Origin of the sequence: Pseudomonas sp. A2 (assembly GCF_023100865.1) — a bacterium.
Classification (GTDB): domain Bacteria; phylum Pseudomonadota; class Gammaproteobacteria; order Pseudomonadales; family Pseudomonadaceae; genus Aquipseudomonas; species Aquipseudomonas asiatica.
Genome location: NZ_CP039127.1, coordinates 135768 through 162150 on the forward strand (window position 1 = coordinate 135768; position 26383 = coordinate 162150).

At 62.7% G+C, this 26383-nt stretch carries 25 protein-coding genes; 13 read left to right on the top strand and 12 right to left on the bottom strand.

Annotation, left to right across the window (positions count from 1 at the left end; all coding sequences use genetic code 11):
- Positions 1-14: 14 nt before the first annotated feature.
- From E5221_RS00665 to E5221_RS00675, 3 genes are all read right to left on the bottom strand, one after another.
- Positions 15-785, bottom strand: coding sequence for a MetQ/NlpA family ABC transporter substrate-binding protein (locus tag E5221_RS00665; RefSeq protein WP_013970306.1), 771 nt, complete (start codon positions 783-785; stop codon positions 15-17).
- Between the two features lie 64 nt (positions 786-849).
- Positions 850-1521 carry a methionine ABC transporter permease gene (locus E5221_RS00670; RefSeq protein ID WP_013970307.1) on the bottom strand — a complete coding sequence of 224 codons (672 nt, stop codon included), beginning with the start codon at positions 1519-1521 and terminating at the stop codon, positions 850-852.
- A complete protein-coding gene (locus tag E5221_RS00675) occupies positions 1521-2528 on the bottom strand; it encodes a methionine ABC transporter ATP-binding protein (RefSeq protein ID WP_003256960.1) in 1008 nt (335 codons plus the stop codon). Before E5221_RS00675 ends, E5221_RS00670 begins: the two co-directional genes overlap by 1 nt.
- A 227-nt stretch (positions 2529-2755) precedes the next feature.
- Here E5221_RS00675 and katE point away from each other — a divergent pair, with 227 nt between their 5' ends.
- Positions 2756-4891: a catalase HPII gene (gene katE / locus E5221_RS00680; protein ID WP_247846762.1), complete on the top strand. Its 2136-nt coding sequence runs from the start codon at positions 2756-2758 to the stop codon at positions 4889-4891.
- A 109-nt stretch (positions 4892-5000) separates the two neighbouring features.
- On the opposite strand, the gene E5221_RS00685 is transcribed toward katE, so the two are convergent.
- The 4 genes from E5221_RS00685 to zur all read right to left on the bottom strand — a co-directional run bounded on the left by E5221_RS00685 (position 5001) and on the right by zur (position 7869).
- Positions 5001-5708 (bottom strand): PA5502 family lipoprotein, encoded by a 708-nt coding sequence (locus E5221_RS00685; protein WP_247846763.1) that lies wholly within the window; start codon positions 5706-5708, stop codon positions 5001-5003.
- A 127-nt stretch (positions 5709-5835) separates the two neighbouring features.
- Positions 5836-6618, bottom strand: a complete 783-nt coding sequence (znuB, locus tag E5221_RS00690; RefSeq protein WP_003256958.1) for a zinc ABC transporter permease subunit ZnuB — start codon at positions 6616-6618, stop codon at positions 5836-5838.
- A complete protein-coding gene (gene znuC, locus E5221_RS00695; protein WP_015268472.1) occupies positions 6611-7387 on the bottom strand; it encodes a zinc ABC transporter ATP-binding protein ZnuC in 777 nt (258 codons plus the stop codon). Before znuC ends, znuB begins: the two co-directional genes overlap by 8 nt.
- Complete coding sequence (zur, locus tag E5221_RS00700) at positions 7384-7869, bottom strand: zinc uptake transcriptional repressor Zur (RefSeq protein WP_025337220.1); 486 nt, start codon at positions 7867-7869, stop codon at positions 7384-7386. Before zur ends, znuC begins: the two co-directional genes overlap by 4 nt.
- Positions 7870-7887: 18 nt before the next feature.
- Between zur and E5221_RS00705 the strand changes: the two genes are divergently transcribed.
- Positions 7888-8844 carry a zinc ABC transporter substrate-binding protein gene (locus E5221_RS00705; RefSeq protein ID WP_247846764.1) on the top strand — a complete coding sequence of 319 codons (957 nt, stop codon included), beginning with the start codon at positions 7888-7890 and terminating at the stop codon, positions 8842-8844.
- A 101-nt stretch (positions 8845-8945) separates the two neighbouring features.
- On the opposite strand, the gene E5221_RS00710 is transcribed toward E5221_RS00705, so the two are convergent.
- Positions 8946-9896 carry a homoserine kinase gene (locus E5221_RS00710; protein ID WP_024087954.1) on the bottom strand — a complete coding sequence of 317 codons (951 nt, stop codon included), beginning with the start codon at positions 9894-9896 and terminating at the stop codon, positions 8946-8948.
- 69 nt (positions 9897-9965) lie between these two features.
- Positions 9966-10253, bottom strand: coding sequence for a DUF2782 domain-containing protein (locus tag E5221_RS00715; RefSeq protein ID WP_015268476.1), 288 nt, complete (start codon positions 10251-10253; stop codon positions 9966-9968).
- 75 nt (positions 10254-10328) lie between these two features.
- Here E5221_RS00715 and polA point away from each other — a divergent pair, with 75 nt between their 5' ends.
- Positions 10329-13076 (top strand): DNA polymerase I, encoded by a 2748-nt coding sequence (polA, locus tag E5221_RS00720; RefSeq protein ID WP_102083816.1) that lies wholly within the window; start codon positions 10329-10331, stop codon positions 13074-13076.
- A gap of 421 nt (positions 13077-13497) precedes the next feature.
- Here the strand turns inward: polA and yihA are convergent, their stop codons facing one another.
- Entirely contained in the window at positions 13498-14130 is a 633-nt protein-coding gene (gene yihA / locus E5221_RS00725; RefSeq protein ID WP_015268478.1) for a ribosome biogenesis GTP-binding protein YihA/YsxC, read from the bottom strand.
- A gap of 201 nt (positions 14131-14331) precedes the next feature.
- Here yihA and E5221_RS00730 point away from each other — a divergent pair, with 201 nt between their 5' ends.
- The 7 genes from E5221_RS00730 (at position 14332) to E5221_RS00760 (ending at position 21518) form a co-directional block, all read left to right on the top strand.
- The gene (locus tag E5221_RS00730; protein WP_015268479.1) at positions 14332-14634 is read left to right on the top strand and encodes a c-type cytochrome; all 303 of its coding nucleotides are present in this window, start codon (positions 14332-14334) and stop codon (positions 14632-14634) included.
- 31 nt (positions 14635-14665) lie between these two features.
- On the top strand, positions 14666-15283 hold the full coding sequence (locus E5221_RS00735) for a c-type cytochrome (protein ID WP_003256951.1): 618 nt from the start codon (positions 14666-14668) through the stop codon (positions 15281-15283).
- Between the two features lie 174 nt (positions 15284-15457).
- Positions 15458-16090, top strand: coding sequence for a thiol:disulfide interchange protein DsbA (gene dsbA, locus E5221_RS00740; protein ID WP_003256950.1), 633 nt, complete (start codon positions 15458-15460; stop codon positions 16088-16090).
- Between the two features lie 12 nt (positions 16091-16102).
- Positions 16103-16957 (top strand): endonuclease/exonuclease/phosphatase family protein, encoded by an 855-nt coding sequence (locus E5221_RS00745; RefSeq protein WP_003256949.1) that lies wholly within the window; start codon positions 16103-16105, stop codon positions 16955-16957.
- A gap of 27 nt (positions 16958-16984) precedes the next feature.
- A complete protein-coding gene (locus tag E5221_RS00750; protein ID WP_102083818.1) occupies positions 16985-18922 on the top strand; it encodes a GGDEF domain-containing protein in 1938 nt (645 codons plus the stop codon).
- A gap of 80 nt (positions 18923-19002) precedes the next feature.
- The gene (locus E5221_RS00755; protein WP_013970322.1) at positions 19003-19791 is read left to right on the top strand and encodes an N-acetylmuramoyl-L-alanine amidase; all 789 of its coding nucleotides are present in this window, start codon (positions 19003-19005) and stop codon (positions 19789-19791) included.
- A gap of 122 nt (positions 19792-19913) precedes the next feature.
- Positions 19914-21518, top strand: coding sequence for an EAL domain-containing protein (locus E5221_RS00760; protein WP_061550168.1), 1605 nt, complete (start codon positions 19914-19916; stop codon positions 21516-21518).
- A gap of 39 nt (positions 21519-21557) precedes the next feature.
- Here the strand turns inward: E5221_RS00760 and E5221_RS00765 are convergent, their stop codons facing one another.
- On the bottom strand, positions 21558-23339 hold the full coding sequence (locus E5221_RS00765) for a KinB sensor domain-containing domain (RefSeq protein WP_061550167.1): 1782 nt from the start codon (positions 23337-23339) through the stop codon (positions 21558-21560).
- Positions 23336-24682 carry a sigma-54-dependent response regulator transcription factor AlgB gene (algB, locus tag E5221_RS00770; RefSeq protein WP_015268485.1) on the bottom strand — a complete coding sequence of 449 codons (1347 nt, stop codon included), beginning with the start codon at positions 24680-24682 and terminating at the stop codon, positions 23336-23338. Before algB ends, E5221_RS00765 begins: the two co-directional genes overlap by 4 nt.
- 211 nt (positions 24683-24893) lie before the next feature.
- Between algB and E5221_RS00775 the strand changes: the two genes are divergently transcribed.
- The 3 genes from E5221_RS00775 to E5221_RS00785 all read left to right on the top strand — a co-directional run bounded on the left by E5221_RS00775 (position 24894) and on the right by E5221_RS00785 (position 26383).
- Complete coding sequence (locus tag E5221_RS00775; RefSeq protein WP_023661565.1) at positions 24894-25715, top strand: BON domain-containing protein; 822 nt, start codon at positions 24894-24896, stop codon at positions 25713-25715.
- A 174-nt stretch (positions 25716-25889) separates the two neighbouring features.
- Positions 25890-26180 (top strand): hypothetical protein, encoded by a 291-nt coding sequence (locus E5221_RS00780; RefSeq protein ID WP_061550164.1) that lies wholly within the window; start codon positions 25890-25892, stop codon positions 26178-26180.
- A gap of 41 nt (positions 26181-26221) precedes the next feature.
- A complete protein-coding gene (locus E5221_RS00785; protein WP_003252966.1) occupies positions 26222-26383 on the top strand; it encodes a DUF1328 domain-containing protein in 162 nt (53 codons plus the stop codon).

The following is a 26383-nucleotide window of genomic DNA, read 5'->3' on the forward strand; positions in this document are numbered from 1 at the left end:
CGCGATGTGACGGCTTAGAACGCCGGAACCACAGCGCCTTTGTACTTCTCGTTGATGAACTGCTTCACCTCAGGCGAGTGCAGCGCAGCAGCCAGCTTTTTCATGGCGTCCGAGTCCTTGTTGTCCGGGCGGGCAACCAGGATGTTCACGTAAGGCGAGTCGCTGCCTTCGATTACCAGGGCGTCTTTTTCCGGGTTCAGCTTGGCTTCCAGCGCGTAGTTGGTGTTGATCAGGGCAGCATCGACCTGGGTCAGCACGCGCGGGATGGTGGCCGCTTCCAGCTCACGGAACTTCAGGCTTTTCGGGTTCTCGGCAACATCCTTCACGGTGGACAGGATGTTCTTGTTGTCCTTCAGCTTGATCACACCGGCCTTGTCCAGCAGCAGCAGCGCGCGGCCGCCGTTGGTGGCGTCGTTGGGGATGACCACGGTGGCGCCGGAGGACAGCTCGTCCAGCTTCTTGATCTTGGTCGAGTACACGCCCAGCGGCTCGATGTGCACGCCGGCAACGCTCACCAGGTTGGTACCCTTGGCCTTGTTGAACTCATCCAGGTACGGCTGGTGCTGGAAGAAGTTGGCGTCCAGGCGCTTTTCCGCCACCTGCACGTTCGGCTGGATGTAGTCGGTGAATTCCTTGACCTTCAGCTCCACGCCCTCTTTCGCCAGAACAGGTTTGACGAAGTTGAGGATCTCGGCGTGCGGAACCGGGGTAGCGGCAACGGTCAGGGACTCGGCGTGGGCCGAGAAGGCCGCGACAGCGGCGACAACAGCAAGCAGCTTCTTCATTGATCACTCCTTGTGAGGGCCGCGACGGCCCCCGAACGGGTCGGCCGGGCCGACCCCATTGGGGTTACTTACGGGAAAAATGCACGACCAGTTTGTCGCCCACGCTCTGCAGGACTTGAACCAGTACCAGCAACAGCACCACTGTGACGACCATCACGTCGGTCTGGAAACGCTGGTAGCCGAAGCGGATGGCCAGGTCGCCCAGGCCGCCGGCACCGACCACACCAGCCATGGCAGTGTACGAAACCAGGGTGATGGCGGTTACGGTAATGGCGGCGAAGATGCCCGGGCGAGCTTCCGGCAGCAGTGCGCTGGTGATGATCTGGCGGGTGGTGGCGCCCATCGACTGGGTGGCCTCGATGATGCCGCGGTCCACTTCACGCAGGGCGGTTTCCACCAGGCGCGCGAAGAACGGCGTAGCACCCACCACCAGCGGCGGAATGGCGCCGGCTACGCCCAGGGAAGTGCCGGTGATCAGCACAGTGATCGGGATCATAACGATCAGCAGGATGATGAACGGCAGCGAGCGCAGGATGTTGACGATCAGCGACAGCAGCGCATACACACCCTTCTGTTCGAACATCTGCTTTGGCCCGCAGAGGAACAGCAGCACGCCCAGCGGCAGGCCGAGCAGCACGGTGAAGAACAGCGAGCCGAACAGCATGATCATGGTGTCGACGCTGGCCAGCCAGATTTCGGCCCAGTCGACGTTGGCAAAGAAATTCAGGGCGTCCATCAACGCAGTACCTCCATATGTACGTCAGCTGCCTTGAAGCGGGCGAACGCCGCTTCCATGTCACCGCCGATCAGGGCGAGGGTGAGCTGGCCATAGGGGACATCCTTGATGCGGTCGATACGCCCGGCGAGGATGCTGTAGTCCACGCCGGTTTCGCGGGCCACGGTGCCCAGCAGCGGCGCATAGGTGGCGTCGCCCTGGAAGGTCAGGCGCACGATACGGCCCGGCACGTGCGCGAAGTCGTCACGCTGCTCGCCTTCGTCAACCTGCTCGTCTTCCTGGACGAAGCGCTTGGTGGTGGGGTGCTGCGGGTGCAGGAACACCTCGGCCACCGAGCCCTGCTCGACGATCTGGCCGGCGTCCATCACTGCCACGCGGTCGCAGACCCGGCGGATCACGTCCATTTCGTGCGTGATCAGCACAATGGTCAGCTTCAGCTCACGGTTGATTTCGGCCAGCAATTGCAGGACCGAGGCGGTGGTTTGCGGGTCGAGGGCGCTGGTGGCCTCGTCGCACAGCAGGATCTTCGGGTTGGTGGACAGGGCGCGGGCGATGCCGACGCGCTGCTTCTGGCCACCGGACAGCTGCGCCGGGTACTTTCTGGCGTGGTCGGAAAGGCCGACGCGGGCCAGCAGCTCGGTCACGCGCTTGTCGATTTCGCTGCGCGACAGCTCGCCGGCCAGGGTCAGTGGCAAGGCGACGTTGTCGGCGACAGTCTTGGAGGCCAGCAGGTTGAAGTGCTGGAAAATCATCCCGACCTGCTGACGGAAACCGCGCAGCTGGCTCGCGTTGAACGCGGTAACGTCTTCGCCGTCGACGATGATCTTGCCGCCGGAAGGCTCTTCCAGGCGGTTGATCAGGCGCAGCATGGTGCTCTTGCCGGCGCCGGAATGGCCGATCAGGCCGAACACCTGGCCATCTTCGATGGTCAGGCTGGTCGGATTCAGTGCGGGGATTTCCCTACCGGCGACGCGGTAGGTCTTGTGTACCTGTTGGAACTCGATCACGTAGCGAACCTTGTGGGGCGCATGGAATTTGGGTCAGCGGTTAGCTGGGGTCGCGCATTTTAGCCTTTTCCCATAGCTGTTCTTAGCATTTATTTCGTAATGCACCAATCCTTCGGGCATATCGCGACAACCGGTAATCCTGATTGAACGCTCGGCAAAGCCTCCCGGTCACTACTTGCACACAGCCCGAAACGGGTATGCCTTAAGACTGACGAGGAGAGCCGATCATGCCCAGCAAGAACACGGACGCGCCAAAGCACAGCGAGGCCGCTGGCACCCAGACCCCGGACCGGGCCAATACCAACGCCAAGTTGCAGAGCCTGGAGGCTGACCGAAGCGATGCCACAGGCAGTGCGTTGCGTACCAACCAGGGGGTGCGCATCGCTGACAACCAGAACACGCTCAAGGTGGGTGATAGAGGCCCCTCGTTGCTCGAAGATTTCATCATGCGCGAAAAGATCACGCACTTTGACCACGAGCGCATTCCTGAGCGCATCGTGCATGCGCGAGGAACAGGGGCGCATGGCTATTTCCAGAGCTATGGCAACCACGCCGAGCTGACCAAAGCCGGCTTCCTGCAGGACCCGGAGAAAGTCACGCCCGTCTTCGTGCGATTTTCCACGGTACAAGGCCCGCGCGGCTCAGCCGACACCGTGCGTGACGTGAGGGGCTTTGCTGTGAAGTTCTACACCGACGAGGGCAACTTCGACCTGGTGGGTAACAACATGCCGGTGTTCTTCATCCAGGATGCGATCAAATTCCCGGATTTCGTCCACGCCGTAAAGCCGGAGCCGCACAACGAGATCCCGACCGGCGCTTCGGCCCATGACACCTTTTGGGATTTCGTCTCGCTGGTACCGGAGTCGGCCCATATGGTCATGTGGGCGATGTCGGACCGCGCTATCCCGCGCAGCTTGCGGATGATGGAAGGGTTCGGGGTGCATACGTTCCGCCTGATCAACGCCCAGGGCGTAGCCAGTTTCGTCAAATTCCACTGGAAACCGCGCCAGGGTGTGCACTCCTTGCTATGGGACGAAGCGCAGAAGCTGGCAGGCAAGGATGCTGATTTCCAGCGTCGCGACCTGTGGGAGGCTATCGAGACGGGTGATTACCCTGAATGGGAACTGGGTGTGCAGATCGTGCCGGAAGCCGACGAGCACAAATTCGATTTCGACCTGCTGGACCCGACCAAGATAATCCCGGAAGAACTGGTGCCGGTTACACCTTTGGGCAAGATGGTCCTGAATCGCAACCCGGACAACTTCTTTGCCGAAGTGGAGCAGGTGGCATTCTGCCCGGCTCATATCGTGCCTGGCATCGACTTTACCAACGACCCTTTGTTGCAGGGACGGCTGTTCTCCTACACCGACACGCAGCTTAGCCGCCTCGGCGGGCCCAACTTCCACCAGATCCCGATCAACCGCCCCGTCGCTCCTAACCACAACAACCAGCGTGACGCCTTGCATCAGCATCTGGTGCACAAGGGTCGCGCATCCTACGAGCCCAATTCCATCGACGGTGGCTGGCCGAAGGAAACGCCACCAGCCGCGCAGGATGGCGGCTTCGAGAGCTACCAGGAGCGTATCGATGCGCACAAGATCCGCCAGCGCAGCGATTCGTTCAGCGACCATTTCTCGCAGGCGCGGTTGTTCTTCCAGAGCATGAGCCCGACCGAGCAGCAGCACATCATCAAGGCTTACAGCTTTGAGCTGGGCAAGGTGGAGCGGGAGACGATCCGTGCTCGGGAAGTGAATGAGATTCTCGCCAATATCGACCTGAAGCTGGCGGCTGCGGTTGCTGCCAACCTCGGTTTGCCTGCACCGAGCGCAGGCACTGTGCAAGTGAAGGGAAGCCAGCTTGCGCAGTCGCCTGCCCTGAGCCAGATGAACCACCCGGGCTCGGTTGGCATCAAGGGGCGCAAGATTGCCGTGCTGGTGGCAGATGGCGTAGACGCTGCCAGCGTGGACAAGCTGGTCAAGGCTCTGGAGGCGCACAGTGCCCGGCCGATGCTGCTTGGGCCGACCTCGGCACCGGTGACTGCCGCGGACGGTAAGCAACTGCCGGTGGATGCCTCCATGGAAGGGATGCCCTCGATCATGTTTGACGGGATTGTCGTGCCAGCGGGCAAGGCCTCGACCGATGCGCTGGCAGGCAGTGGTTTGGCCAAGCACTTCCTGCTGGAGGGCTACAAACACCTGAAGGCGATGGTGTTGACCAAAGAGCTTTTGGCCTGCTTGGGGCTGAAAGAAGACAAGGGGTTGCTGCTGGGGGACGAGCAGAAGACCGTGGATGCCTTCGTCAAAGCGGTAGAGGGGCATCGGGTGTGGGAGCGGGAGGCGGCTGCGGAGGCTGTGCCTGCCTAAGGGGCTGCTTTGCAGCCCATCGCGACACAAGGCCGCTCCTACAGGAGATCGCATTCCCTTGTAGGAGCGGCCTTGTGTCGCGAAAGGGGCGCGCAGCGCCCCCAGATTCTTAACGCTGATGCGGAACCAGAACCACCTGCGCCGGCAATGACCGCTGAATCTCGTGCTTCTGCTTCAGCTCGAACCCGCTGTCGATCTTGCGCACGCGTTTCTCCAGCAAGGTCTTCAGCCAAGGCGCATCTTCGGTACGCGGCACCTGGAACACCACCTCGCATTGATAGCTCACCACATCGGCGGCAATGTCATCCAGCTGGCGACGCATGGCGCGGCTGTCGGTGGTCTTCAAGGCCACCACGGTGCTCGGTGCAGCCGGGTCGATGATGCGCGCCTTGGGCTTGGCCTCGGCCGCTTTCAACGCCGCTTCAGCTTTCTCCAGCTCGGCCTTGCGCGCCTGGGTCACGGCGTCGCCACCGGTAACCGCCGGGGCCTGCGGCATCAGCGCGCGGGCACGGGCCAAGGCTGTGGCGGCAGCGTTCACATCACCCTTTTGCAGGAAGATCTGGCTGCGTTGCAGGTAGGCTTCGGCAAGCTGGCGCTGGTATTGCTCCAGGCGCGCGTCATCCGGCGCCTGGGCCTGCAGGGCTGCCAGCTGGTCTTCGGCGGTGGCCAGCTCGTTGCTGGCGATGTTCTGTTGCAATTGCTGCCAGGCATCTGCTTGGGCAGGTGCGGTGGCCTGCTCGACCGGCGCGTTTGAACACGCAGCCAGGAACAGGGAAAACGCGGCAACAAGCAGATAACGGGAGGCGAACGGCTTCATTCCTGCGACTCTCTATTTGCGCAAAAAGCGAGCAAGTCTACACCCAGGTGCGCACGCTCGAAAACAAGTCTTACAGACCCTTTACGTGCGGAAAGGTTGCAGGGCGCGCCTTCACACGCCCTGTTTTTCAGCGTTTTGGCAGGGCCAGGCTCAGCAAGAATAGCACCGCCGCGCAGACCACGATCGATGGGCCGGCAGGGGTGTCCTTGAACCAGGACAGAGCCAGGCCGCCGCATACCGCGGTCACGCCCAGCAGGCTGGCGCCCAAGGCCATCTGTTCGGGAGAACGGGCGTGACGTTGCGCCGCAGCGGCAGGAATGATCAGCAGCGACGTGATCAGCAGCACCCCGACGATCTTCATGGCAACGGCAATCACCACCGCGATCAGCAGCATCAGCGCCATGCGCAGCCCGGCCACCGGCAGGCCCTCGACCATGGCCAGCTCCTCGTGCACGGTGACTGCAAGCAACGGCCGCCACAGTGCAGCGAGCAGCAGCAGGACCAGCGCGCTGCCACCGAGGATCCAGGCAAGATCGGTGGTGCTGATGGCCAGCAGGTCGCCGAACAGATAGGCCATCAGGTCGATGCGGACATCATGCATGAAGCTCAGCACCACCAGGCCCAGCGACAAGGTGCTGGGGGCGAGGATGCCAAGCAGTGTATCGGAGGCCAGCGGTTGGCGTTGCTGCAAGGTAACCAGCAAGATCGCCAGCAACAGGCAGCCCACGGTTACCGCCAGCGCCGGGCTGACGTCCAGGGCAAAGCCCAGGGCCACGCCGAGCAGGGCGGCGTGGGACAGGGTGTCGCCAAAATAGGCCATGCGCCGCCACACCACGAAGGAGCCCAGTGGGCCGGCCACCAGCGCCAGGGACAAACCGGCAAGCAGGGCGTAGAGAAGAAAATCAGCCATGCTTGCAGTGCGCTCCGTGAACATGGGTGCCAGGGGCGACCACCGAGCCGTGCAGGTCGTGGCTGTGGTCGTGATGGTGGTGGTAGATGGCCAGGCTGGGGGCGGCGGTCTTGCCGAACAGCTCGACGAATGCCGGGTCGCCGCTGACCTGCTCCGGGTGGCCCGAGCAGCACACGTGGCGGTTCAGGCATACCACCTGGTCAGTGGCGCTCATCACCAGGTGCAGGTCGTGGGACACCATAAGCACGCCGCAACCGTGGCGGTCGCGCAGGCGGGTAATGAGGTTGTACAGTTCTGTCTGGCCGACCACATCTACGCCCTGCACTGGCTCGTCGAGCACCAGCAGCTGGGGTTCGCGCAGCAGGGCGCGGGCCAGCAGCACGCGCTGCATCTCGCCACCGGAAATGGTCTGGATAGGGCTGTCGATGACCTGCTCGGCGCCCACTTCCTGTAACGCCGACAAGGCTGCCGCGCGGTCTACACCGGGCACCAGGCGCAAGAAGCGCAGTACCGACAGCGGTAGGGTTGCATCGACCTGGATCTTTTGCGGCATGTAGCCAATACGCAGTTTCGGCTTGCGCCATACCTTGCCGCGGTGCGGCTTGAGCAGGCCGAGCACGGCGCGCACCAGGGTGGTCTTGCCCGCGCCGTTCGGGCCGATCAGGGTGACGATCTGGCCAGGTGCGACCGACAGGTCGATGCTGTCGAGCACCGCCTCGCCACCGAAGGTGACGCCGACCTGCTCCAGGCGGATCAGTGCATCGCTCATGCCGCGCTCCGGCAATTGCTGCACAGGCCGACCACTTCCACCGTCTGGGTCTCGACCGTGAAGCCCACGCCCTTGGCGCTGCTGATGATGGCGTCGCTGATGCTGTCCTGTTCCAGTTCGATGGCCACATGGCAGGCCCGGCAGATCAGGAACTGGCCCTGGTGCAGGTGTTCGGGGTGGCTGCAGCCGATAAAGGCGTTGAGCGAGGCGATGCGGTGCACCAGGCCGTTTTCCAGCAGGAAGTCCAGCGCACGGTACACCGTGGGCGGCGCGGCTCGGCGGCCGTCCTGCTCACTGAGCACGGCGAGGATATCGTAGGCGCCCAGCGGCTTGTGGCTTTGCCAAACCAGTTCCAGCACTCGACGGCGCAGAGCGGTCAGGCGCAGGCCTTGGCGGGTGCACAAGGCGTCGGCTTCAGCCAGTGCGCTGTGTACGCAATGGGAATGATCGTGAGGACGGTTGGCCAGCGGCGTGATGGACATGGGCAGCGACGGTTTTGGATGGAGACGTTATTATGTTACCTGTTTCTGACGACTCGAGTATTCACCGTGTCCCGATTCCTAGTCCTTTTTGTCGCTTTCATCGCATTTTCCGCCCAGGCCGACGTGCGCGTGCTGACCAGTATCAAACCCCTGCAGCAGATTGCCGCTGCCGTGCAGGACGGTGTTGGCAGCCCTGAGGTATTGCTGCCTCCGGGGGCTTCGCCACACCACTACGCGCTGCGCCCGTCCGACGTACGGCGGGTAGGCGATGCCGACCTGCTTTACTGGATTGGCCCGGACATGGAAGGCTTCCTGCCGCGGGTACTGGGCAATCGCAGCAAGCCCACTGTGGCCGTGCAGGCGCTACCGGGCATGAAGCTGCGGCATTTTGGCGAGGACAGCCATTCCCACGAGGAAGAAGAACACGACGACCATGATCATGATCACCGCCCGGGCAGCCTGGACGCGCACCTTTGGCTATCGTCGGTCAACGCGCGGGTGATTGCAGCGAAAATGGCGGCTGACCTGGCGCAGATCGATCCGGCCAATGCGGCGCGCTATCAGAGCAACCTCAAGGCCTTCGACGAACGCCTGGACGCATTGGATGGGCGGATCAAGGCGCGGGTGGCCGGGATTGCCGGCAAGCCGTACTTCGTGTTCCACGAAGCGTTCGACTATTTCGAGGCCGAGTATGGCCTGAAGCACGCCGGGGTATTCAGCGTGGCATCCGAGGTGCAGCCGGGTGCGCAGCACGTGGCTGCCATGCGCAAGCGCCTGCAGGAAGTGGGCAAGACCTGTGTGTTCAGCGAACCGCCGCTGCGGCCGCGGTTGGCCGAGACCTTGACCGCCGGGCTGCCGGTACGCCTGGCCGAGCTGGATGCCCTGGGCGGTACCGACCCGGTGGATGGCAAGGGCTATGAGCGCTTGCTGGAGAAGCTGGGTGGCGACTTGGTTGGGTGCCTGGAACAGTTGTAAGCCTGTACCGGCCTCTTCGCGGGTAAACCCGCTCCCACAGGAATAGCGCCAGCCTCACGCCTGTGTGGGAGCGGGTTTACCCGCGAAGAAGCAGACACGCTCTAGAGGGCGAACGGCAGGTGCAAAGCCACCTGCTGACGCTGCGCCAAACGCACTTCGAACTCGCTCGGGTCGTGGATCATCACATCCATCCCGGCAAACGATTCCGCTGCAATCAGGCGCGACAGCCAGAAGCGCACGCAGCCTACCCGCAACATCTCCGGCCACAGCTCGGCTTCGGCGGCGGTGAACGGCCGCAGCGCCGCATAGGCCGCCAGCAATGCCTGGGCGCGTGGCACATCGATCGCGCCGTGTTCATCCAGACACCAGTCGTTCACGGTGATGGCGATGTCATACAGCATCGGCCCTGAACAAGCGTTGTAGAAGTCGATCACACCGGTCAGGTGGGTGCCTTCGAACATCACGTTGTCGCGGAACAGGTCGGCATGCAGGTTGGCCCGTGGCAGGGCCAGGATCTGTGCCTTGTGCGCGCTGATTTCATCCAGCGCCGGTTGCAGCAGCGCGGCTTGCTCGGCGGTAAGGCGCGGCAGCAGCTCGGCACCCGAAGCCAGCATCCAGTCCAGGCCGCGGTCGGTACGACGCTCGATGATGTGCTCGCGGGTAGCCAGGTGAATGTGCGCCAGCAGCTCGCCGACCTGGGCGCAGTGCTGGGCGTTCGGTGCCTTGATGTGCTTGCCCGACAGCCGTGGCTGCAGCAGCGCCGGCTTGCCGCACAGCTCGCGCAGGCCATTGCCGTCGCGGTCGCGTATGGCATAGGGCACCGGCATGTCGGCTGCGTGCAGGGTGTCCAGCAGCTCGATGAAGAACGGCATGTCCTCGCTGGGCCCGCGCTCGATCAGCGTCAGGACGAACTCCCCCTGTTCGAGGCTGACGAAGAAATTGCTGTTCTCGGTGCCGGCGGCGATGCCCTGGAAATCGAGCAGACGACCCAGCGCGTACGGCGCCAGAAAGGTTTCCAGCTCAGGCCGGGTCACGGGGGTGAAGACTGACATGATGAAAATTTGCCCATACGGGCACTTCCGCCGGGAAGTGCCGGGTTGATGTGAACGGTGCGCGTCAGATTACCACTCGAAGATCTTCCAGGACGGAATCAGCATGTCCGGCTGGTCGGAACGAATGAAATTGCCATCAGAGCCATCGGCGCGTACCAGGAAATAAGGCTTGCCGTTTTTCGGCGTGATCTTGATCGCATACAGGAACCCGTTCTGTCGGTACTCCTGGATGGTTTTGTCGCCTTCCGTGCGAATGGTCACCTCGGGATCGGCCGAGGGGGCGTCTTCCGCCGCCAGGGTGACGACAGGCATGGTGGCCAACAGACCGAGCAGTAACAGGCGATTGAGTGTACGCATGATAACCTTGTCCCTTTGTCGTCAATGATTCTGGCTATTCTAGCGCCGGACCCGTCGAAAAGGTTGATTCTGCTCATGAGCCAAGCGCCCCTCGTCCTGGTGGACGGTTCCTCCTACCTGTACCGCGCCTTCCACGCGCTGCCGCCGTTGACTACCTCCAAGGGCATGCCGACCGGCGCGGTGAAGGGGGTGCTGAACATGCTCAAGAGCCTGCGCAAGCAATACCCCGACAGCTTGTTCGCGGTGGTGTTCGACGCCAAGGGTGGCACCTTCCGCGATGCCATGTTCGCTGAATACAAGGCAAACCGCCCGAGCATGCCTGACGACCTGCGGGTACAGATCGAGCCGCTGCACGCCAGCGTCAAGGCGCTGGGCTACCCGCTGCTGTGCGTCGAGGGGGTCGAGGCCGACGACGTGATCGGCACCCTGGCGCGCAGCAGCGCCGCGTTGGACCGCCCGGTGATCATCTCGACCGGTGACAAGGACATGGCGCAGCTGGTGGACGGGCACATTACCTTGGTCAACACCATGACCGGAAGCGTGCTGGACGTGGCTGGCGTGCACGAGAAATTTGGCGTCGGCCCGGAACATATCATCGACTTTTTGGCGCTGATGGGCGACAAGGTCGACAACATCCCCGGTGTGCCGGGCGTGGGCGAAAAAACCGCGGTGGGCCTGCTGACCGGTATCGGCGGCGGTCTCAGCGACCTGTACGCTAACCTGGACAAGGTCCCGACGCTGGCCATTCGCGGCGCCAAGACCCTGCCGGCCAAGCTGGAAGAGCACCGCGACGCGGCGTTCCTGTCCTATGAGCTGGCTACCATCAAGGTCGATGTGCCGCTGGATATCGAAGTAGATGCCCTGGTGTGCGGCGAACCTGATCGCGACGCGTTGCTGGCGTTATACACCGAGATGGAGTTCAAGAGCTGGATCGCCGAGGTGCAGCGTGACGCTGCCAAGGCCGGTGACGAAATCGCGCCGGTCGCGGAGCAGGTGGCCAAGGTCGAGCCCAGGTACGAAACCATTCTCGACCAGGCCCGTTTCGACTTCTGGCTGGAGAAGCTGCGCCAGGCGCCATTGTTCGCTTTCGACACCGAGACCACCGGCCTGGACGCTCAGCAGGCCCAGCTGGTCGGCCTGTCGTTCGCCGTTGAACCGCACGAAGCGGCCTATGTGCCGCTGGCCCACGACTATGAAGGCGCGCCGGCCCAGTTGGACCGCACTGCCGTGCTGCTGGCGCTGAAGCCACTGCTGGAAGACCCGGCCAAGGCCAAGGTCGGGCAGAACGCCAAGTACGATATCAACATCCTTGCCAATGGCTCGCCCGCCATCGAAATGCGCGGCGTTGCCTACGACACCATGCTCGAGTCGTACGTGCTGAACTCCACCGCCACCCGTCACGACATGGACAGCCTGGCGCAGAAGTACCTCGACCATACCACCATTGCCTTCGAGGATATCGCCGGCAAGGGCGCCAAGCAGCTGACCTTCAACCAGATCCACCTGGACAAGGCCGGCCCCTACGCTGCCGAAGATGCCGACATCACCCTGCGCCTGCACCAGGCGCTGCAGGCGCGCCTGGCACAGACGCCAAGCGTGCAGCCGGTGCTGATGGACATCGAGATGCCGCTGGTGCCGGTGCTGGCCAAGATCGAGCGCCAGGGGGCGCTGGTCGATGCCGCGTTGCTGCAGGTGCAGAGCGGTGAGCTGGGGTTAAAGATGGCCGAGCTCGAGCAGCGCGCCTATGAGCTGGCCGGTGAGGAGTTCAACCTCGGCTCGCCCAAGCAACTGGGCGCGATCCTCTACGACAAGCTGGGCATGCCGGTGCTGAGCAAGACCACCAAGGGCCAGCCATCCACGGCAGAAGCGGTGCTCGACGAACTGGCCGAGCAAGGCTACCCGCTGCCGGAGGTACTGATGCAGTACCGCAGCCTGAGCAAGCTCAAGAGCACCTACACCGACAAGCTGCCGGGGCAGATCAACCCGCGCACCGGGCGTATCCACACCTCATACCAGCAGGCGGTGGCGGCCACCGGTCGACTGTCGTCCAGCGACCCGAACCTGCAGAACATCCCGATCCGTACTGCCGAAGGCCGGCGCATCCGCCAGGCTTTCGTTGCCAGCCCTGGTTACAAGTTGCTGGCGGCGGACTACTCGCAGATCGAGTTGCGCATCATGGCCCACCTGGCCAAGGACGAAGGCTTGCTGCATGCCTTCCGCAACAACCTGGACGTGCACCGCGCCACGGCGGCGGAAGTATTCGGCGTAGCCCTGGAAGACGTCTCCACCGATCAGCGCCGCAGTGCCAAGGCCATCAACTTCGGCCTGATCTACGGCATGAGCGCCTTTGGCCTGGCCAAGCAGATCGGCGTTGACCGCAAGCAGTCGCAGGATTACATCGACCGCTACTTCGCCCGCTATCCGGGCGTGTTGGCGTACATGGAGCGCACCCGCGCCCAGGCGGCGGAGCAAGGCTTTGTAGAAACCCTGTTCGGCCGCCGCCTGTACCTGCCGGATATCAATGCCAAGAACCCAGCCCTGCGCAAAGGCGCCGAGCGCACGGCGATCAACGCCCCGATGCAGGGCACTGCGGCCGACATCATCAAGCGGGCCATGGTCAATGTGGATAACTGGCTGAGCGAGAGCGGGCTGGATGCCCGGGTGATCCTGCAGGTGCACGACGAACTGGTGCTGGAAGTGCGCGAGGACCTGGTGGAGCTGGTGAAAGAAGAAATTCGCCAGCACATGAGCAAGGCCGCGAAACTGGATGTGCCGCTGCTGGTCGAGGCAGGAATTGGTGCGAATTGGGACGAAGCTCACTGATCGGGTGGGGAAAGCTGTATAGGATCCGCGTTGTAGCGATGCGGATCCGGCACTGCTCAGTGCCAGCGGTGCTGAAGTTTCATGAAACTATCGCAAATAGTTTTCAGGGCTTTGGAACTAAACCGGTGAAACGGAACTCAGAGTAACTGAATGGCTGGTGAAGCCTTTCGATGCTCCTATGTTGTGTTAAGTGTTGGCAGATATCTGGACCCCGCCCTAGCGGTCCGGACTTGGACCCCGAACTTCCCCCTCCCCATACGAAGTCCGGGGTTTTTTTTGCCCGGAATTTGACCTGATGGCTCAGCTACCCCTGTAGGAGCAGCCTTGTGCTGCGAAAGGGCCGGTACAGCCAACAGACCTATACAGCCTGTCATGGCCTCTTCGCAGCACAAGGCTGCTCCTACAACGAGCGGTGCAGGCCTCAGGCTACTGGCTTGTCTTCCAGCTCCATCCAGTCCGCCAGCACTCGGTATGCCTCTTCCACGCCCAGGCGCTTGGGCGCCGAGAACAGCTGGATGGTCACGCCATCGCCCCAACCCTTGCGGATTTCCGACTGCACCTTGAGCAGAGTGTTCTTGCCCGCGCCGTGGGTCAGCTTGTCGGCCTTGGTCAGCAGGATGTGCATCGGCATGCTGCTGGCCTTGGCCCAGTCGAGCATCATCTTGTCGAAGTCGGTCATCGGATGGCGCACGTCCATCATCAGGATCACGCCACGCAGGCACTCCCGGCTACCCAGGTAGGCTTCCAGGTGTTTCTGCCAGTGCTGCTTGAGCGGAATCGGGACTTTTGCATAACCGTAGCCTGGCAGGTCGACCAAACGCCGTTCATCGTCCAGACTGAAGAAATTCAACAGCTGGGTGCGCCCGGGGGTTTTCGAGGTGCGTGCCAGGCTGGCATGGGTCAGGGTGTTGAGGGCGCTGGATTTGCCGGCGTTGGAGCGGCCGGCGAAAGCCACCTCGTAACCCTGGTCGTCCGGGCATTGTTCGACCTTGGCAGCGCTGAGGGCGAATTTGGCTTTCTGGCAGAGGCCGAGGATGGGGTTCTTGACTTGCATGGGATATCCGATGTGGGTGTTGCCTGACTCTATAGGCCCGAGCCTGGCAAGCGGTGTCGTTTCCGTTTGGATGGCGGAAGTATATAATGCCCCAGTTTTTGTGTGCTCATTCTCCCGGCGAAGGAGAACGGGCATGGGGTGTCGAACAATAGCTCGCGCAACAGAACGCAGCGCGGCCCCCAACCCTGAAGGTCGTTCCGCATGGCGAAATGGCTGCTTGCTGTCGGTATGTTCCTGCCGTTTTTCAGCGCACAGGCTACACAGGATCCCGAGGTGTTGTACAACCGCACGTGTGCGGCCTGTCACACCGGGCAGTTGCCACAGGCACCCAGGCAGGGTGACCGGGCAGCATGGGAGCCAAGGCTGGCGCAAGGCATGGATGTACTGGTGAAGCACGTGACCCAGGGTTTCAAGGCTATGCCGCCGCGTGGATTGTGCATGGACTGCAGTGCCGAGGACTACCGTTTGGTCATCCTTTGGATGAGTGGCAGTCCCGATACATAACATTTCACCCTTAGCCGTGTTGGATTAGCTGATGAACAAACTAGTCGTGAGTCTGCTGTTGACCCTGGGTGTCGCAGGTGCGGCCACTGCTGCGCAACCCGTCAAAGGCGATGCCGCCGCCGGCCAGGCCAAGACGGCCGTCTGTGGCGCCTGCCACAACCCCGACGGCAACAGCCTGGCACCGAACTTCCCGAAACTGGCCGGCCAAGGCCAGCGCTACCTTGAAAAACAATTGCACGATATCAAGTCGGGCAAGCGTACCGTGCTGGAGATGACCGGCATGCTGGCCGCGTTCAGCGACCAGGACCTGGCCGATATCGCCGCCTACTTCTCCAGCCAGAAAGGCAGCGTGGGCGCCGCCGATCCCAAGTTGGTCGAACGTGGCCGGGCGCTGTTCAACGGTGGAGACCTGGAAAAGGGCATGCCAGCCTGCACCGGCTGCCACTCGCCGAACGGCGCGGGTATCGCCTTGGCCGGCTTCCCGCACCTGGGCGGGCAGCACGCGCAGTACGTGACCAAGCAGCTCACCGACTTCCGCGAAGGCAACCGCACCAACGATGGCGATGCCATGACCATGCGCACAATCGCCGGCAAGCTGAGCAACCACGACATAGAGGCGCTGGCCAGTTACATCCAGGGCCTGCACTGAGGCCATTACAGGCGGCGCATTAACTTTCAGTTAATGTTGTAGGCCAATGATGAAAGGGCGGCCGGACCGCCCTTTTTTCCGTCCGCAGCCGTTACACTACAGAACTCGGCCCGTTCCCGGCCTGTCTCAGTGCAGGTCGCGTCGTGGCGACCAATGACTGCCCAGGAGTAAAGCATGCGTAAACTGATTCTCAGCGCCGCGCTGGTCGCTGCCAGCGTATTCGGTATGACTGCCGTCCAGGCCGCCGAGCCTGTTGCTGGCAAGGAATACCTCGAGCTGAGCAACCCTGTTCCGGTTTCCGTACCTGGCAAGATCGAAGTGGTCGAGCTGTTCTGGTACGGCTGCCCCCACTGCTATCACTTCGAGCCGACCATCAACCCGTGGGTCGATAAACTGCCCAAGGACGTCAACTTCAAGCGCGTACCAGCCATGTTCGGTGGCGCGTGGGACGCCCATGGCCAGATGTTCCTGACCCTCGAAGCCATGGGCGTCGAGCAGAAGGTACACGCCGCGGTGTTCGATGCCATCCAGAACCAGCGCAAGCGCCTGACCGACCCGCAGGACATGGCCGACTTCCTTGCCACCCAGGGCGTGGACAAGGACAAGTTCCTCGCCACCTTCAATTCGTTCGCCATCAAGGGCCAGGTCAACCAGGCCAAGGAACTGGCGAAGAAGTACGAGATCACCGGCGTACCGAGCATGGTGGTCAACGGCAAGTACCGCTTCGACCTGGGTACCGCCGGCGGGCCGGAAGGCGTACTGAACGTTGCCGACCAGCTGATCGCCAAGGAGCGCGCCGCTAAGTAAGCGGCGTAACCCATGCGCCGCTTCAGAACCGCGCGTGGCATTGGCCTGCACCAGCCGCAGGTCAACGAGCATCACTTGCATGCCCCTGGTCTGCCCGAGGATGGTCGTCTGCGGCTGCTCAGTTTCAACATCCAGGTGGGCATCAGCACCGAGCGCTACCGGCATTACGTGACTCGCAGCTGGCAGCACCTGCTGCCGCACAACGGGCGTGCCGGCAACCTGCAGAAGATTGGCCAACTGCTGGGCGACTTCGACCTGGTAGCCTTGCAGGAGGCCGATGGCGGCAGCCTGCGCTCGGGCTATGTCAACCAGGTCGAGCACCTTGCCCACCTGGGCGCCTTCCCCTACTGGTACCAGCAACTCAACCGCAACCTTGGGCGTTTTGCCCAGCACAGCAATGGCGTGCTCAGCCGCTTGAAGCCACAACTGCTCGAGGATCACCCATTGCCTGGCCCGGCTGGGCGTGGTGCGATCCTGGTGCGCTTTGGCGAGGGCGAAGATGCGCTGATTGTGGTGATGATGCACCTGGCCCTCGGCGCCAAGACCCGCGCCCTGCAACTGGGTTACATCCGCGAGCTGATTGGCGGCTACCGCCATCAGGTGCTGATGGGCGACATGAATACCCATGCCACCGACCTGCTGGAGCACTCGCCGTTGCGCGACCTGGGCCTGATAGCCCCGCAAGTCGAGGCCACTTTCCCCAGCTGGCGTCCACAGCGTTGCCTGGACCATATCCTGCTCAGCCCAAGCCTCACGCTGGAGCGTGTCGAGGTGCTGGCGCAGCCAATTTCCGACCACCTTCCCGTTGCTGTAGAGATTCGATTGCCTGATGCATTGACTGTGGATACGCTGCCGGTCCTGAGCTAATTGCCATCACCGTTTGCGGACCCGGGCATGACTGAAGACGCTGAGCGCTGGAAAGAAAAATACCTGAAAAGCATCGAGCAGCAGGAAAAGCTCGAGCGCCGTTGGGACGCCCGTCTCGACCTGCTGCGTCGTGGCTTGGTACGCAGCACCCTGGCTGCCGAAGGCAGCGACAAGGTGGTGGACCAGTGCATGAAGGAAATGCGCGAGGTCATCCGCAGCGACAACATGGACGCCGGCCTTGCCGGGTTGATTCCTCGTCTTGAGAAGGCGGTGTTGGACTCCGAACAGCGTCGGGAAGCCCGCATGAACCAGGTCAGCGATGCGCTGACAGCGCTGGTCGACCAGCTGCAAGGCCTGCCATTGCCGAACGATGTGTCGCGTCCGTTGAAAAAGCTGGCGAAGAAGCTCGATGGCGGAGTGGCCCAGTCACGCGACCTGCCACCGTTGCTGGGCGAGTTGAGCGGCTTGCAGGGCCGCGCGCTGTCAGCCTTGGGCAAGTCGGCGGCGGAGGCCCGTCCCGGCTTCTTGCAGCGCTTGTTCGGCGGCCGCGAGGATGGCGTACAAGGCGAGCCAGCGCTTGTGCCTCTGGCGCTGCCGGTTGCCGAGGCGCAGCCTTTGGCGGCACCTGCCGATGCCCCGCAGCCCGACGACATGGACGCGCTACAGCCCCTGCCAGCCTCCTCAGCTTCTGTTGTCGAAGCCCTCGTAATATCGGAGCCCGAGCTGGAGGCACCAGGCCCGGCGCTTATCGAAACGGCCGAACTGTCACCAGCCCCGCTGCCGCTGCCGCTCCCGGACGATGTACCGGCACCGGTAGCTATTGCCAGCGAGCCGCCGGTTGAAGCAGGACCGGCGCAAACACTCGAAGAAACCTTTGGCGAAGATGGCCCCTACGCCCTGCCCTACGCGGTGGAGCCGCCCTACAGCCAGGTTGCCGAGCACATCGAGCATACTCTGATCGGCTTGCTCGATGACCTCAGCCTGCCGGAGCGACACAAGGCCCAGGCGCTAGAGATGCGTGAACGCGTCGCCCGCGGCTTGAACTGGTATGAGCTGATACCGGTGCTGGATGACCTGGCTGTGCTCATGCTGGCGATCACCGACAGCGGCCAGCACGAATTCGAAACCTACCTGCAGCAGCTCAACGAACGCCTGGAAGGTTTCCAGAGCCACCTGCACGAGGCTAGCGCCGGCCATGCCGACAACAGCTCGGCCGCTCGCGAGCTGGATACCCAGCTGCGTGAGCACGTCGACGGGCTGCAGAGCAGTGTGCAAGGTGCCGCTGACGTCGACAGCCTCAAGCACATTCTGGAAAACCGCCTGGAAGGTCTGTTGGTGACCATGGATGAGCACAAGCATGAGCGTGATCGCCGCGAACAGGAGCTGGCTGGACGCCTGCAAGGGCTGTCGGAGCGGGTGGCGAACATGGAGCAAGAGGCGCTCGGCTACCGTGAACACTTGGAAGAGCAGCGCCAGAAGGCCTTGCTCGATCCCCTCACCGGCCTGCCCAACCGTGCGGCCTGGAGCGAGCGGGTCGAGCGCGAAATGCTCGAATGGCAGGCACACGGCGGCCATCTGGCGATGGCGATCCTCGACCTGGACCATTTCAAGCGTATCAACGACAGCTATGGGCACCTGGCTGGGGACAAGGTCTTGAAGATCGTCGCCGACCAGTTGCGCAAGCGCCTGCGCAGCCATGACTTCATCGCCCGGTTTGGCGGCGAGGAGTTTGTCCTGCTGCTGCCGCAGACCTCGCCGGCTGCCGCTGCCCAGATAGCCGAGGTGCTGAGGGCCACGGTCGAGGCGTGCCCGTTCCACTTCAAGGGCGAACGGGTGGTGATCACCACGTCCATCGGCCTGGGTGCATTCCGTCCCGGCGAGCGCGGCGATCAGGTGCTCAAGCGCGCCGATGCGGCGCTTTACCGGGCCAAGGAATCGGGACGCAACCGTGTCGAGCTGGCATAGCCGGTAGCTGCTGACTCGCGGCACGCACGGCCCTTGGGGAGCACGTTATACTGTAGCGCTCATACGCTGAGGCCACTGACGTGCTTTCCACGCTTAAAAAAACCCTGATTTCCTTCCTGCTGTTGTCTGTCGCCGGTTGCTCGACCGGCCTGCGCATCGACCGTAGCCACCCTTCGATCAACCAGGACAACCGCATCCAGTTCGTTGTCCTGCACTACACCAATGCTTCGCTGGAGCGTTCCCTGGCGTTGCTGACCCATGGGGAAGTCAGCAGCCACTATCTGATTGGTGACGGCCCGGCGACGGTGTACCAGCTGGTGGATGAAAGCCGCCGCGCCTGGCATGCCGGTGATAGCCAGTGGCAGGGGCGGACCTGGCTGAACTCCTCGTCCATCGGTATCGAAATCGTCAACCCGGGCTTCACCGACACGCCAAATGGGCGGGTCTGGCACCCTTACAGCGAAGCGCAGGTCCAGTCGCTGATCGCGCTGCTCAAGGACATCGTCAAGCGTAACAACATCGAGCCACGGCACATCATTGGCCACAGCGATATCGCGCCGCTGCGCAAGCTTGACCCGGGGCCGCTATTTCCGTGGAAACGCCTGGCCGACGCCGGGCTGGGGGTCTGGCCGGATGCAACTGCCGTGGCACGGCAGCAAGCCTATTTCAGCGTCAACCCGCCGAGCGTTGGCTGGTACCAGCAGGAGCTGGCGCGGTTTGGCTATGCGATCGAGCAGACTGGGGTACTGGATGTTGCCACCCGCCATGTGATCGCCGCGTTCCAGATGCGTTTCCGCCCGCAGCGCTTCGATGGCATGCCGGATGCGCAGACGGCGGCGATGCTGCAGGTGCTCAACCGGATGCGTTGAGCTGCCAAGGTGAGACGGGCTCTTGTTTAGGAGCGGCCTTCGGCGCTTGTAGCGAAGCGCCAAACGGCAAAGGTGATTCCTGATTCAGTTGCTATACCTTAGTTATCAACTGGATGCCCTCGATGCCAGCCCTCATCGCCTTGCTGCGCCAAATTTTTTACCGTCCCTGGATGCTGGCCACGTTGGCAGCACTGGCCAGCGCGGCACTGTTGCTTTCTGCAAGCATCGGCATTGCCCTGCAACAGATGAAGCAAAGCGAGAGTGCACAGATGAACGCCCAGGGCGAACGCTTTCTGGAGCGCCTCGAGCAGGTGTTCGGCCAGTTGCGCGAAGGGGTCGACCTGCTGCAGGCGCAACCCTTGCGCGGCTGCAGCCCGGCGATGCTGACGGCATTGCAGCAGGTAGGCCTGAGTTCCCGCTTCATTTATGAAGCGGCGTACGTGGATGGAGATGTGGCCTGCTCAAACCGCGGTGACGAGCGGGCGTTCGAACCCTTGCGCGCCCCCGACATACAAGGGCCGACCTACAGCTACTGGCTGAATACCACGACCGAGCCGAACGAGAACCTGGCCGCGCTGATGCTTGGGAGGGGCAAGTTCGTGGTATCCACCTCTCGTGGGCACCTGACCGATGTGGTCGACCTGCCCCCGGGCGGCAGCCTGGTGGTGGTGTTGGACAACGGTGCCCGGGCCATCCCCGTGCTGGGCCCACCGCAGGTATGGCCGCCTCCTTCGGCCTGGTCAACCAGCCACAAGTCGCTGCTTGAACTCAGCGATCGACTGATCTACCGAATGCCGACCAAGTCACCGGACTACCAGTTGGTGCTGATCGCCCCGCGGGCGAGCCTGCCGTTGAGGATGAACGGCATGCTCTGGCTTCTGTTCCCCGGCAGTGTACTGGCGGCCTGTTGCATCGGCTGGCTGGTACTGCAACTGATCCTGCAGCGGCGGTCGATGAGCTCGGAATTGCAGAATGCCTTGCGTCGCGGCGAACTGCAGGTGCTCTACCAGCCGATCTTCGAGCTCGACAGCCGACGCTGTGTCGGGGCCGAGGCTCTGGTGCGCTGGCGCCGCCCGGACGGTACCCTGACCAGCCCGGACCTGTTCATCCCTTTGGCGGAAAACACCGGGCAGATTCGCCAGATCACGGACTTTGTCCTGCAGCGTGTGCTGGAACAGCTAGGGCAACTGCTGCGCTCGCATCCCAACTTGTACATTTCGGTGAATCTGGCGGCCTGTGATGTGATGGTGCCGCGCATCGGCCGGGTGGCGGCACGCTTGCTGGCCTTGCACCGTGTGTCGGCCAGCCAGATCGCCTTCGAGGTGACCGAGCGCGGCCTGATCGACGTGGTTGTGGCCCGCGACAACCTCCAGGCGCTGCGCGCAGTGGGGCATCAAGTGCTGATCGACGATTTTGGGACTGGCTATTGCAGCCTGGCGTACTTGCAAACCCTGCCAGTGGACTGCCTGAAGATCGACAAGGCGTTTATCGATGCCTTGGGGCACGACGCCGCCAGTAGCGGTGTTGCCCCGCATATCATTCGCATGGCCCACGATCTGCACCTGCGGGTGATTGCCGAAGGAATCGAGTGTGAAGACCAAGCGGTGCTGCTGAACAGCGAAGGGGTCAATTATGGCCAGGGCTGGCTTTTTGCCCGGCCACTGAATGCCCGGCAGTTTGCCGAACTGGTGACTCGAGGTCGGCTGCCGCGGCGGGTTGAGCATTGACTGATCCGGCACCGAAGATGGGGCCGGGGCAGGGTACATTCAGACCGGTAGTGCCATGTAGAACTGGGTTCCCTGCCCCGGTCGGGAAAACACGCCCATGCGCCCGCCATGCAGCTGCACGATCTCTTTGCACAGCGCCAACCCCAGCCCCGCGCCGCCTTTCTTGCGCCCTACCTGCACGAAGGGCTCGAAGATGCGCCCCTGTTGCCCATAGGCAATGCCTTCGCCGTTGTCCTCGACACTGATGATCACCCGCTCCGCATGCCGTCGTGCATGCAGGCGGATACGACCGCCGCTGGCGGTATGGCGGACGGCATTGTGCAACAGGTTGTCCAGCACCCGGTCGAGTTGGGCAACATCGGCCTGGATGCGCGGTAGCGGCGGCTCCAGCTCCGTGATCAACTCGATCTGCTTGTTCGCCGCCGGCTCGGCAAAGCGATGTTGTGCACGTTCCAGCAGTTCGTCTATGGCGCAGGGAGCCAGCTCGAGCTTCTGCATCCCGCTCTGGTAGCGGCTGAAGTTGAGCAGGTCGTTGATCAACTGGGTCAGGCGCTGCATTTCCTCGCCAATGGTCTCCAGCAGGTCATGCTCGCGCGCCTCTGGCGGGAACTTGAGCCGCTCGCGCAACAGACCGAAGGCCATGTGCATGCCAGTCACCGGAGTGCGCAGCTCGTGGGAAGCGCGCAGCACGAACTCGCTGCGCACGCGTTCGAAGGCGCGCTGCTCGGTTACATCATGCAACACCATCACTGCGCCAAGTATCGGCCCTTGCGGGTGGCTGACCGGGGTCAGGCTGTAGGCGAGCAGGCGCGTTTCGTCATCGACGTCCATGTTCAGGTCGTCTGGCTGGCGGTCGAGGTTGCCGCCGCGCAGTACCTGGCGTAGCTGCTGTTCCAGTTCCGGGCGCTGCAGGGCTTCGGCCAGGCTGCTGCCGGCGCGGCTGTCGGTCCAGCCCAGCTGGCGCTGCGCCACCGGGTTGAGGTGTTCCAGGCGGCCCTGGCGATCGATTATCAGCAGGCCATCGTCGATGCTGTCCAGCACGGCCTGCAAGCGTTGCTGGCCAGCCAGCAGTTCATCGACGTTGGTGGCCTGGTGCTTGCGCAAGGCATCGGCCATCAGGCCGAAGCGGCGGGTGAGCTGGTTCAGTTCGGTGGCCTGTGTGACCGGCAGGGTGACGTCGAAATCGCCTTTGCCGAGTTGGTCGGCCGCTTTGGCCAATGCTTCGATCGGCTGGCCGAAGCGCCGGGCGATGTTGTGCGCGGTGATGAAGCCCAGTACCAGTACCACCAAACCCATCAGGCCAAGTACGCCGCTGACCAGCAGGGCGTGGTCGCGGGTGTGCTCCTCGCTGCGGGTGATGTGCTCCAGGGCCTGCTTGTGGGAATCGATCAGATCGGTGCGGACCTGGTTGAACGCGGCCCCGAGTGGTTGGTCAACGCCCATGCTGCGGGAGGGCGCCGGGCTGGCGCGGTAGGCCTGGAGGAAGGCCTGATAGTTGCTGCTGGCCTTGCTGAAGCCGGTGCGCTCGCCACCTTGGTCCAGCCCTTGGTTCAGCAGGGTCTGGAAGTTGTCTTGCAGCAGCCGCAGATTTTCCGGGGCGGTCTCGTCATCGAGGATCAGGGTCAACTGTTCGCCAAGGTTCTGGCGCAACTTCAGCCCTATTTCCAAGGTGTGGGTGGTATCGCGCACCAGTCGCTGCTGCACCGTGGCCATCTGCAGCACGCTGACCAGGCCCAGCAGCAGCCCTAGCAGGGCCACGGTGACCAGCGCCGAAATGCTGAGGAAAAGCCGCGTGCGCAGCTTCATGGGCGGCCATTTCATAGGTTGTACTGCTTGCGCTTGCGGTACAGGGTGGATGCGTCGATCCCCAGGGTCTTGGCGGCCTGGTCAAGGGTGTCACTGGCGGCCAACACCGCGCCAATGTGGGCGCGCTCCAGCTCATCAAGGCTCAGTGCGGCGCCTATGCGAGGGGCGTTACCAGCGGGCTGCTCGCCCATGCCCAGGTGGCTGATTTCCACGCGTTCCTGTGGGCAGATGATACTGGCCCGCTCCACCACGTTACGCAGTTCGCGAATGTTGCCGGGCCAGCGGTAGTTGAGCAGGGCTGTGCGGGCTTCGTCACTGAAGCCGCGCGCAGGCCGAGAGTATTCCTTGACGAAGCGGGCGAGAAAGCGGTCGGCCAAGGTCAGGATGTCTTCACTGCGCTCGCGCAGCGGCGGCAGGTGCAAAGTGATGACGTTCAGGCGATACAGCAGGTCTTCGCGGAAACGGCTCTCACGCACCATCTCTTCGAGGTTGAGGTTGGTGGCGGCGAGTATGCGCACATCGGCGCGACGGGTTACCGGGTCGCCGACGCGCTCGTATTCCTTGTCCTGGATGAAGCGCAGCAGTTTGGGCTGCAAGGTCAGCGGGAAATCGCCGATCTCGTCGAGGAACAGCGTGCCCCCATCTGCCTGGTTGACTCGCCCCAGGGTGCTTTCGCTGGCGCCGGTGAAGGCGCCGCGGGTGTGGCCGAACAACTCGCTTTCCATCAGCTCGGCGTTCAGTGACGGGCAGTTGATGGTTACGCAGGATTTGCGCGCGCGCTTGCTCCAGCCGTGAATGGCCCGGGCCAGTTCACCTTTACCTGTGCCCGACTCGCCAAGGATGAGGATGTTGGCGTCGGTGGTAGCGACCTGGCGGGCGGTTTCCAGTACCGCCATCATGGCCGGGCTGTGCGAGTCGAGGCCGTCCTTGGGTTTGCGCACTTCACCTTCCAGGGCCTCCAGTCGCGCGGAAAGCTGGCGCACTTCCAACTGTTTGGCGGTAGCCAGGCGCAGCTGGTCGGGGCTGCACGGCTTGACCAGGTAATCGGCGGCGCCGGCCTGGATCGCGTCTACCGCCGTATCGATCGCTGAGTGCGCGGTGACGATCACCACCCGCATCCAGGGGGCCTGGATACGCATCTGCGCCAGCACATCGAGGCCGTTGTCCTCGCCCAGGCGCAAATCAAGGAAGCACAGGTCGAATACTTGGCGCTGCAGCAAGGCTTCGGCCTGGGCGGCGCTGTTGGCCGTTGCCACATTGTAGCCCTCGTCCTCCAGGCAGTAGCGGAAGGTGCGCAGGATCGCGGACTCGTCATCCACCAGCAGAATGCGGCCTTGGTTGTCCTGGGCTGACTCCATGTGCTGCGCTCCTTTAGGAAAGATCTTCATTTAGTGTGGGAAAAATCGGGCAAGTTGCATGGTCCATTGTGAAGGAACCTGTCCTTTGCATGCTAGCCACTGGCCAATCAGCGCGTGGAGGCCGCGCTATCCAGATGATTTTCTTAGAGGCGCACGGTGGCACATTGGTTGCGAGGATTTTCAGTTTTTGCCTACAAAAGGAGGCACTGCCATGCCCTTTTCCATCCGAGCCGCCATGTTGGCAGCCACACTGCTACCGGTGTTCACGCCGGTATTCGCCGATCCGGTGCAAGACGCCCGCCTGGAGGGGGCCTTGCAAACTGCCCTGTCGCTGAACCGCATGCTCGACCCGTTCCGTATTCAGGTCGAGGTGGATGGCAAGCAGGCGCGCCTTTCCGGTGAGGTGGAGAACGACGTCGAGCGCCAGCTGGCAGAGCATGTGGCTCTGGCTACCCGTGGCATCGAGCAAGTTGACAACCAACTGCGGGTCAATGCCCAGCTGGTGGAGCGCCCGCTGGCGTTGCGTGCCTACGCCCAGCGCCTGGAGGATGCCACCCTGGCCGCGGTGATCCGTGCTCGGCTGCTATGGAGCCGCATAACCGAGAAGGCACCTATAGATGTACAGAGCAGCGAAGGTGTGGTGACCCTGCGCGGCAAGGTCGACAGTGCCGAGGCCAAGGAGCTGGCCGGCGTGGTGGCGCGCACCACGGAGGGCGTGCACCTGGTCAACAACCTGGTCAGCCTCGATACCGCCGCCATGGCCAAGGCCCGGGAAGCTCCGATTGGGCTGCCGACCGGGCCGCAGCCGAGTGACAGCTGGATCATCGACAAGATCCAGAACAGCTACCGCTTCAGCCGCAACCTTGATGGCCTGAACCTGAAAGTGGCCAGCGAAGAGGGGCTGGTTCGGCTTTCAGGCGAAGTGGTCAGCAGCGAGCAGAAAACCATCGCCGTGGAAATCGCTAGGCAGATCATCGGCGTGCGCGGGGTGGACGCGGACCTGCTCAAGGTAGCGACCAAGGTCGAAGGTTGATCGTGCAATTCGCACGACCCCACGGACGGCATCGTGCAGGATACGTCCCTGTCGATTATTGTCCTACTGTATAAATACTTGATTTTAAAGGATTTTATTTGAATCAAAAGGCTGGCATGCAGGCTGCAATTACTTATTCAGGTTTGAACAAGAATTACAGCAGGAGGAGCCGGCATGAACTGCCAATCCGTCAACCGCTTGCAGAGCGCCGCACTGCCCCTGCGCCAGGTGTTGTCACTCACCCTGGCGCTGGTACTGACTTTGGCCGCTGGCCTCTTCTATTACAGCTGGCAGACCGCACGCCTGGCCGAGCAAGTGGCGGCGCAGACCGCCCTGTTGACGCAGATTCAGGCAACCCGTGCCAACACCCTGGTCAAGGCCGCCGACCCGCTGCCAACCGGCCAGGCCACTGCGTCACCGGCCACCTTGGAAAATGTCGTACCCCAGGACCGCTGGGTGTTCTGACCGCCGGCTGAACCGATTCCGAAAAAGAAAGGAGAACCACCATGCTGAGTTGGGCTATCACTTTCCTCATCATCGCCATTGTCGCCGCCGTACTGGGCTTCGGTGGTATCGCGGGCGCTGCCACGGGTATCGCGAAGATTCTGTTCATTGTCTTCCTGGTGCTGTTCGTAGCCTCCTTCTTCTTTGGACGTGGACGAGGTTGA

What these genes read in the sequence shown, in the direction of transcription:
- yihA (WP_015268478.1), bottom strand. Translation starts at nt 14,130, where the DNA reads ATGCAAGTCAAGAACCCCATCCTCGGCCTCTGCCAGAAAGCCAAATTC.
- E5221_RS00765 (WP_061550167.1), bottom strand. Translation starts at nt 23,339, where the DNA reads ATGAAATGGCCGCCCATGAAGCTGCGCACGCGGCTTTTCCTCAGCATT.
- katE (WP_247846762.1), top strand. Translation starts at nt 2,756, where the DNA reads ATGCCCAGCAAGAACACGGACGCGCCAAAGCACAGCGAGGCCGCTGGC.
- polA (WP_102083816.1), top strand. Translation starts at nt 10,329, where the DNA reads ATGAGCCAAGCGCCCCTCGTCCTGGTGGACGGTTCCTCCTACCTGTAC.
- E5221_RS00665 (WP_013970306.1), bottom strand. Translation starts at nt 785, where the DNA reads ATGAAGAAGCTGCTTGCTGTTGTCGCCGCTGTCGCGGCCTTCTCGGCC.
- E5221_RS00710 (WP_024087954.1), bottom strand. Translation starts at nt 9,896, where the DNA reads ATGTCAGTCTTCACCCCCGTGACCCGGCCTGAGCTGGAAACCTTTCTG.
- dsbA (WP_003256950.1), top strand. Translation starts at nt 15,458, where the DNA reads ATGCGTAAACTGATTCTCAGCGCCGCGCTGGTCGCTGCCAGCGTATTC.
- E5221_RS00705 (WP_247846764.1), top strand. Translation starts at nt 7,888, where the DNA reads ATGGAGACGTTATTATGTTACCTGTTTCTGACGACTCGAGTATTCACC.
- E5221_RS00745 (WP_003256949.1), top strand. Translation starts at nt 16,103, where the DNA reads ATGCGCCGCTTCAGAACCGCGCGTGGCATTGGCCTGCACCAGCCGCAG.
- znuC (WP_015268472.1), bottom strand. Translation starts at nt 7,387, where the DNA reads ATGAGCGATGCACTGATCCGCCTGGAGCAGGTCGGCGTCACCTTCGGT.
- E5221_RS00775 (WP_023661565.1), top strand. Translation starts at nt 24,894, where the DNA reads ATGCCCTTTTCCATCCGAGCCGCCATGTTGGCAGCCACACTGCTACCG.
- E5221_RS00670 (WP_013970307.1), bottom strand. Translation starts at nt 1,521, where the DNA reads ATGGACGCCCTGAATTTCTTTGCCAACGTCGACTGGGCCGAAATCTGG.
- E5221_RS00715 (WP_015268476.1), bottom strand. Translation starts at nt 10,253, where the DNA reads ATGCGTACACTCAATCGCCTGTTACTGCTCGGTCTGTTGGCCACCATG.
- algB (WP_015268485.1), bottom strand. Translation starts at nt 24,682, where the DNA reads ATGGAGTCAGCCCAGGACAACCAAGGCCGCATTCTGCTGGTGGATGAC.
- E5221_RS00730 (WP_015268479.1), top strand. Translation starts at nt 14,332, where the DNA reads ATGGCGAAATGGCTGCTTGCTGTCGGTATGTTCCTGCCGTTTTTCAGC.
- E5221_RS00780 (WP_061550164.1), top strand. Translation starts at nt 25,890, where the DNA reads ATGAACTGCCAATCCGTCAACCGCTTGCAGAGCGCCGCACTGCCCCTG.
- znuB (WP_003256958.1), bottom strand. Translation starts at nt 6,618, where the DNA reads ATGGCTGATTTTCTTCTCTACGCCCTGCTTGCCGGTTTGTCCCTGGCG.
- E5221_RS00685 (WP_247846763.1), bottom strand. Translation starts at nt 5,708, where the DNA reads ATGAAGCCGTTCGCCTCCCGTTATCTGCTTGTTGCCGCGTTTTCCCTG.
- E5221_RS00735 (WP_003256951.1), top strand. Translation starts at nt 14,666, where the DNA reads ATGAACAAACTAGTCGTGAGTCTGCTGTTGACCCTGGGTGTCGCAGGT.
- E5221_RS00750 (WP_102083818.1), top strand. Translation starts at nt 16,985, where the DNA reads ATGACTGAAGACGCTGAGCGCTGGAAAGAAAAATACCTGAAAAGCATC.
- zur (WP_025337220.1), bottom strand. Translation starts at nt 7,869, where the DNA reads ATGTCCATCACGCCGCTGGCCAACCGTCCTCACGATCATTCCCATTGC.
- E5221_RS00785 (WP_003252966.1), top strand. Translation starts at nt 26,222, where the DNA reads ATGCTGAGTTGGGCTATCACTTTCCTCATCATCGCCATTGTCGCCGCC.
- E5221_RS00760 (WP_061550168.1), top strand. Translation starts at nt 19,914, where the DNA reads ATGCCAGCCCTCATCGCCTTGCTGCGCCAAATTTTTTACCGTCCCTGG.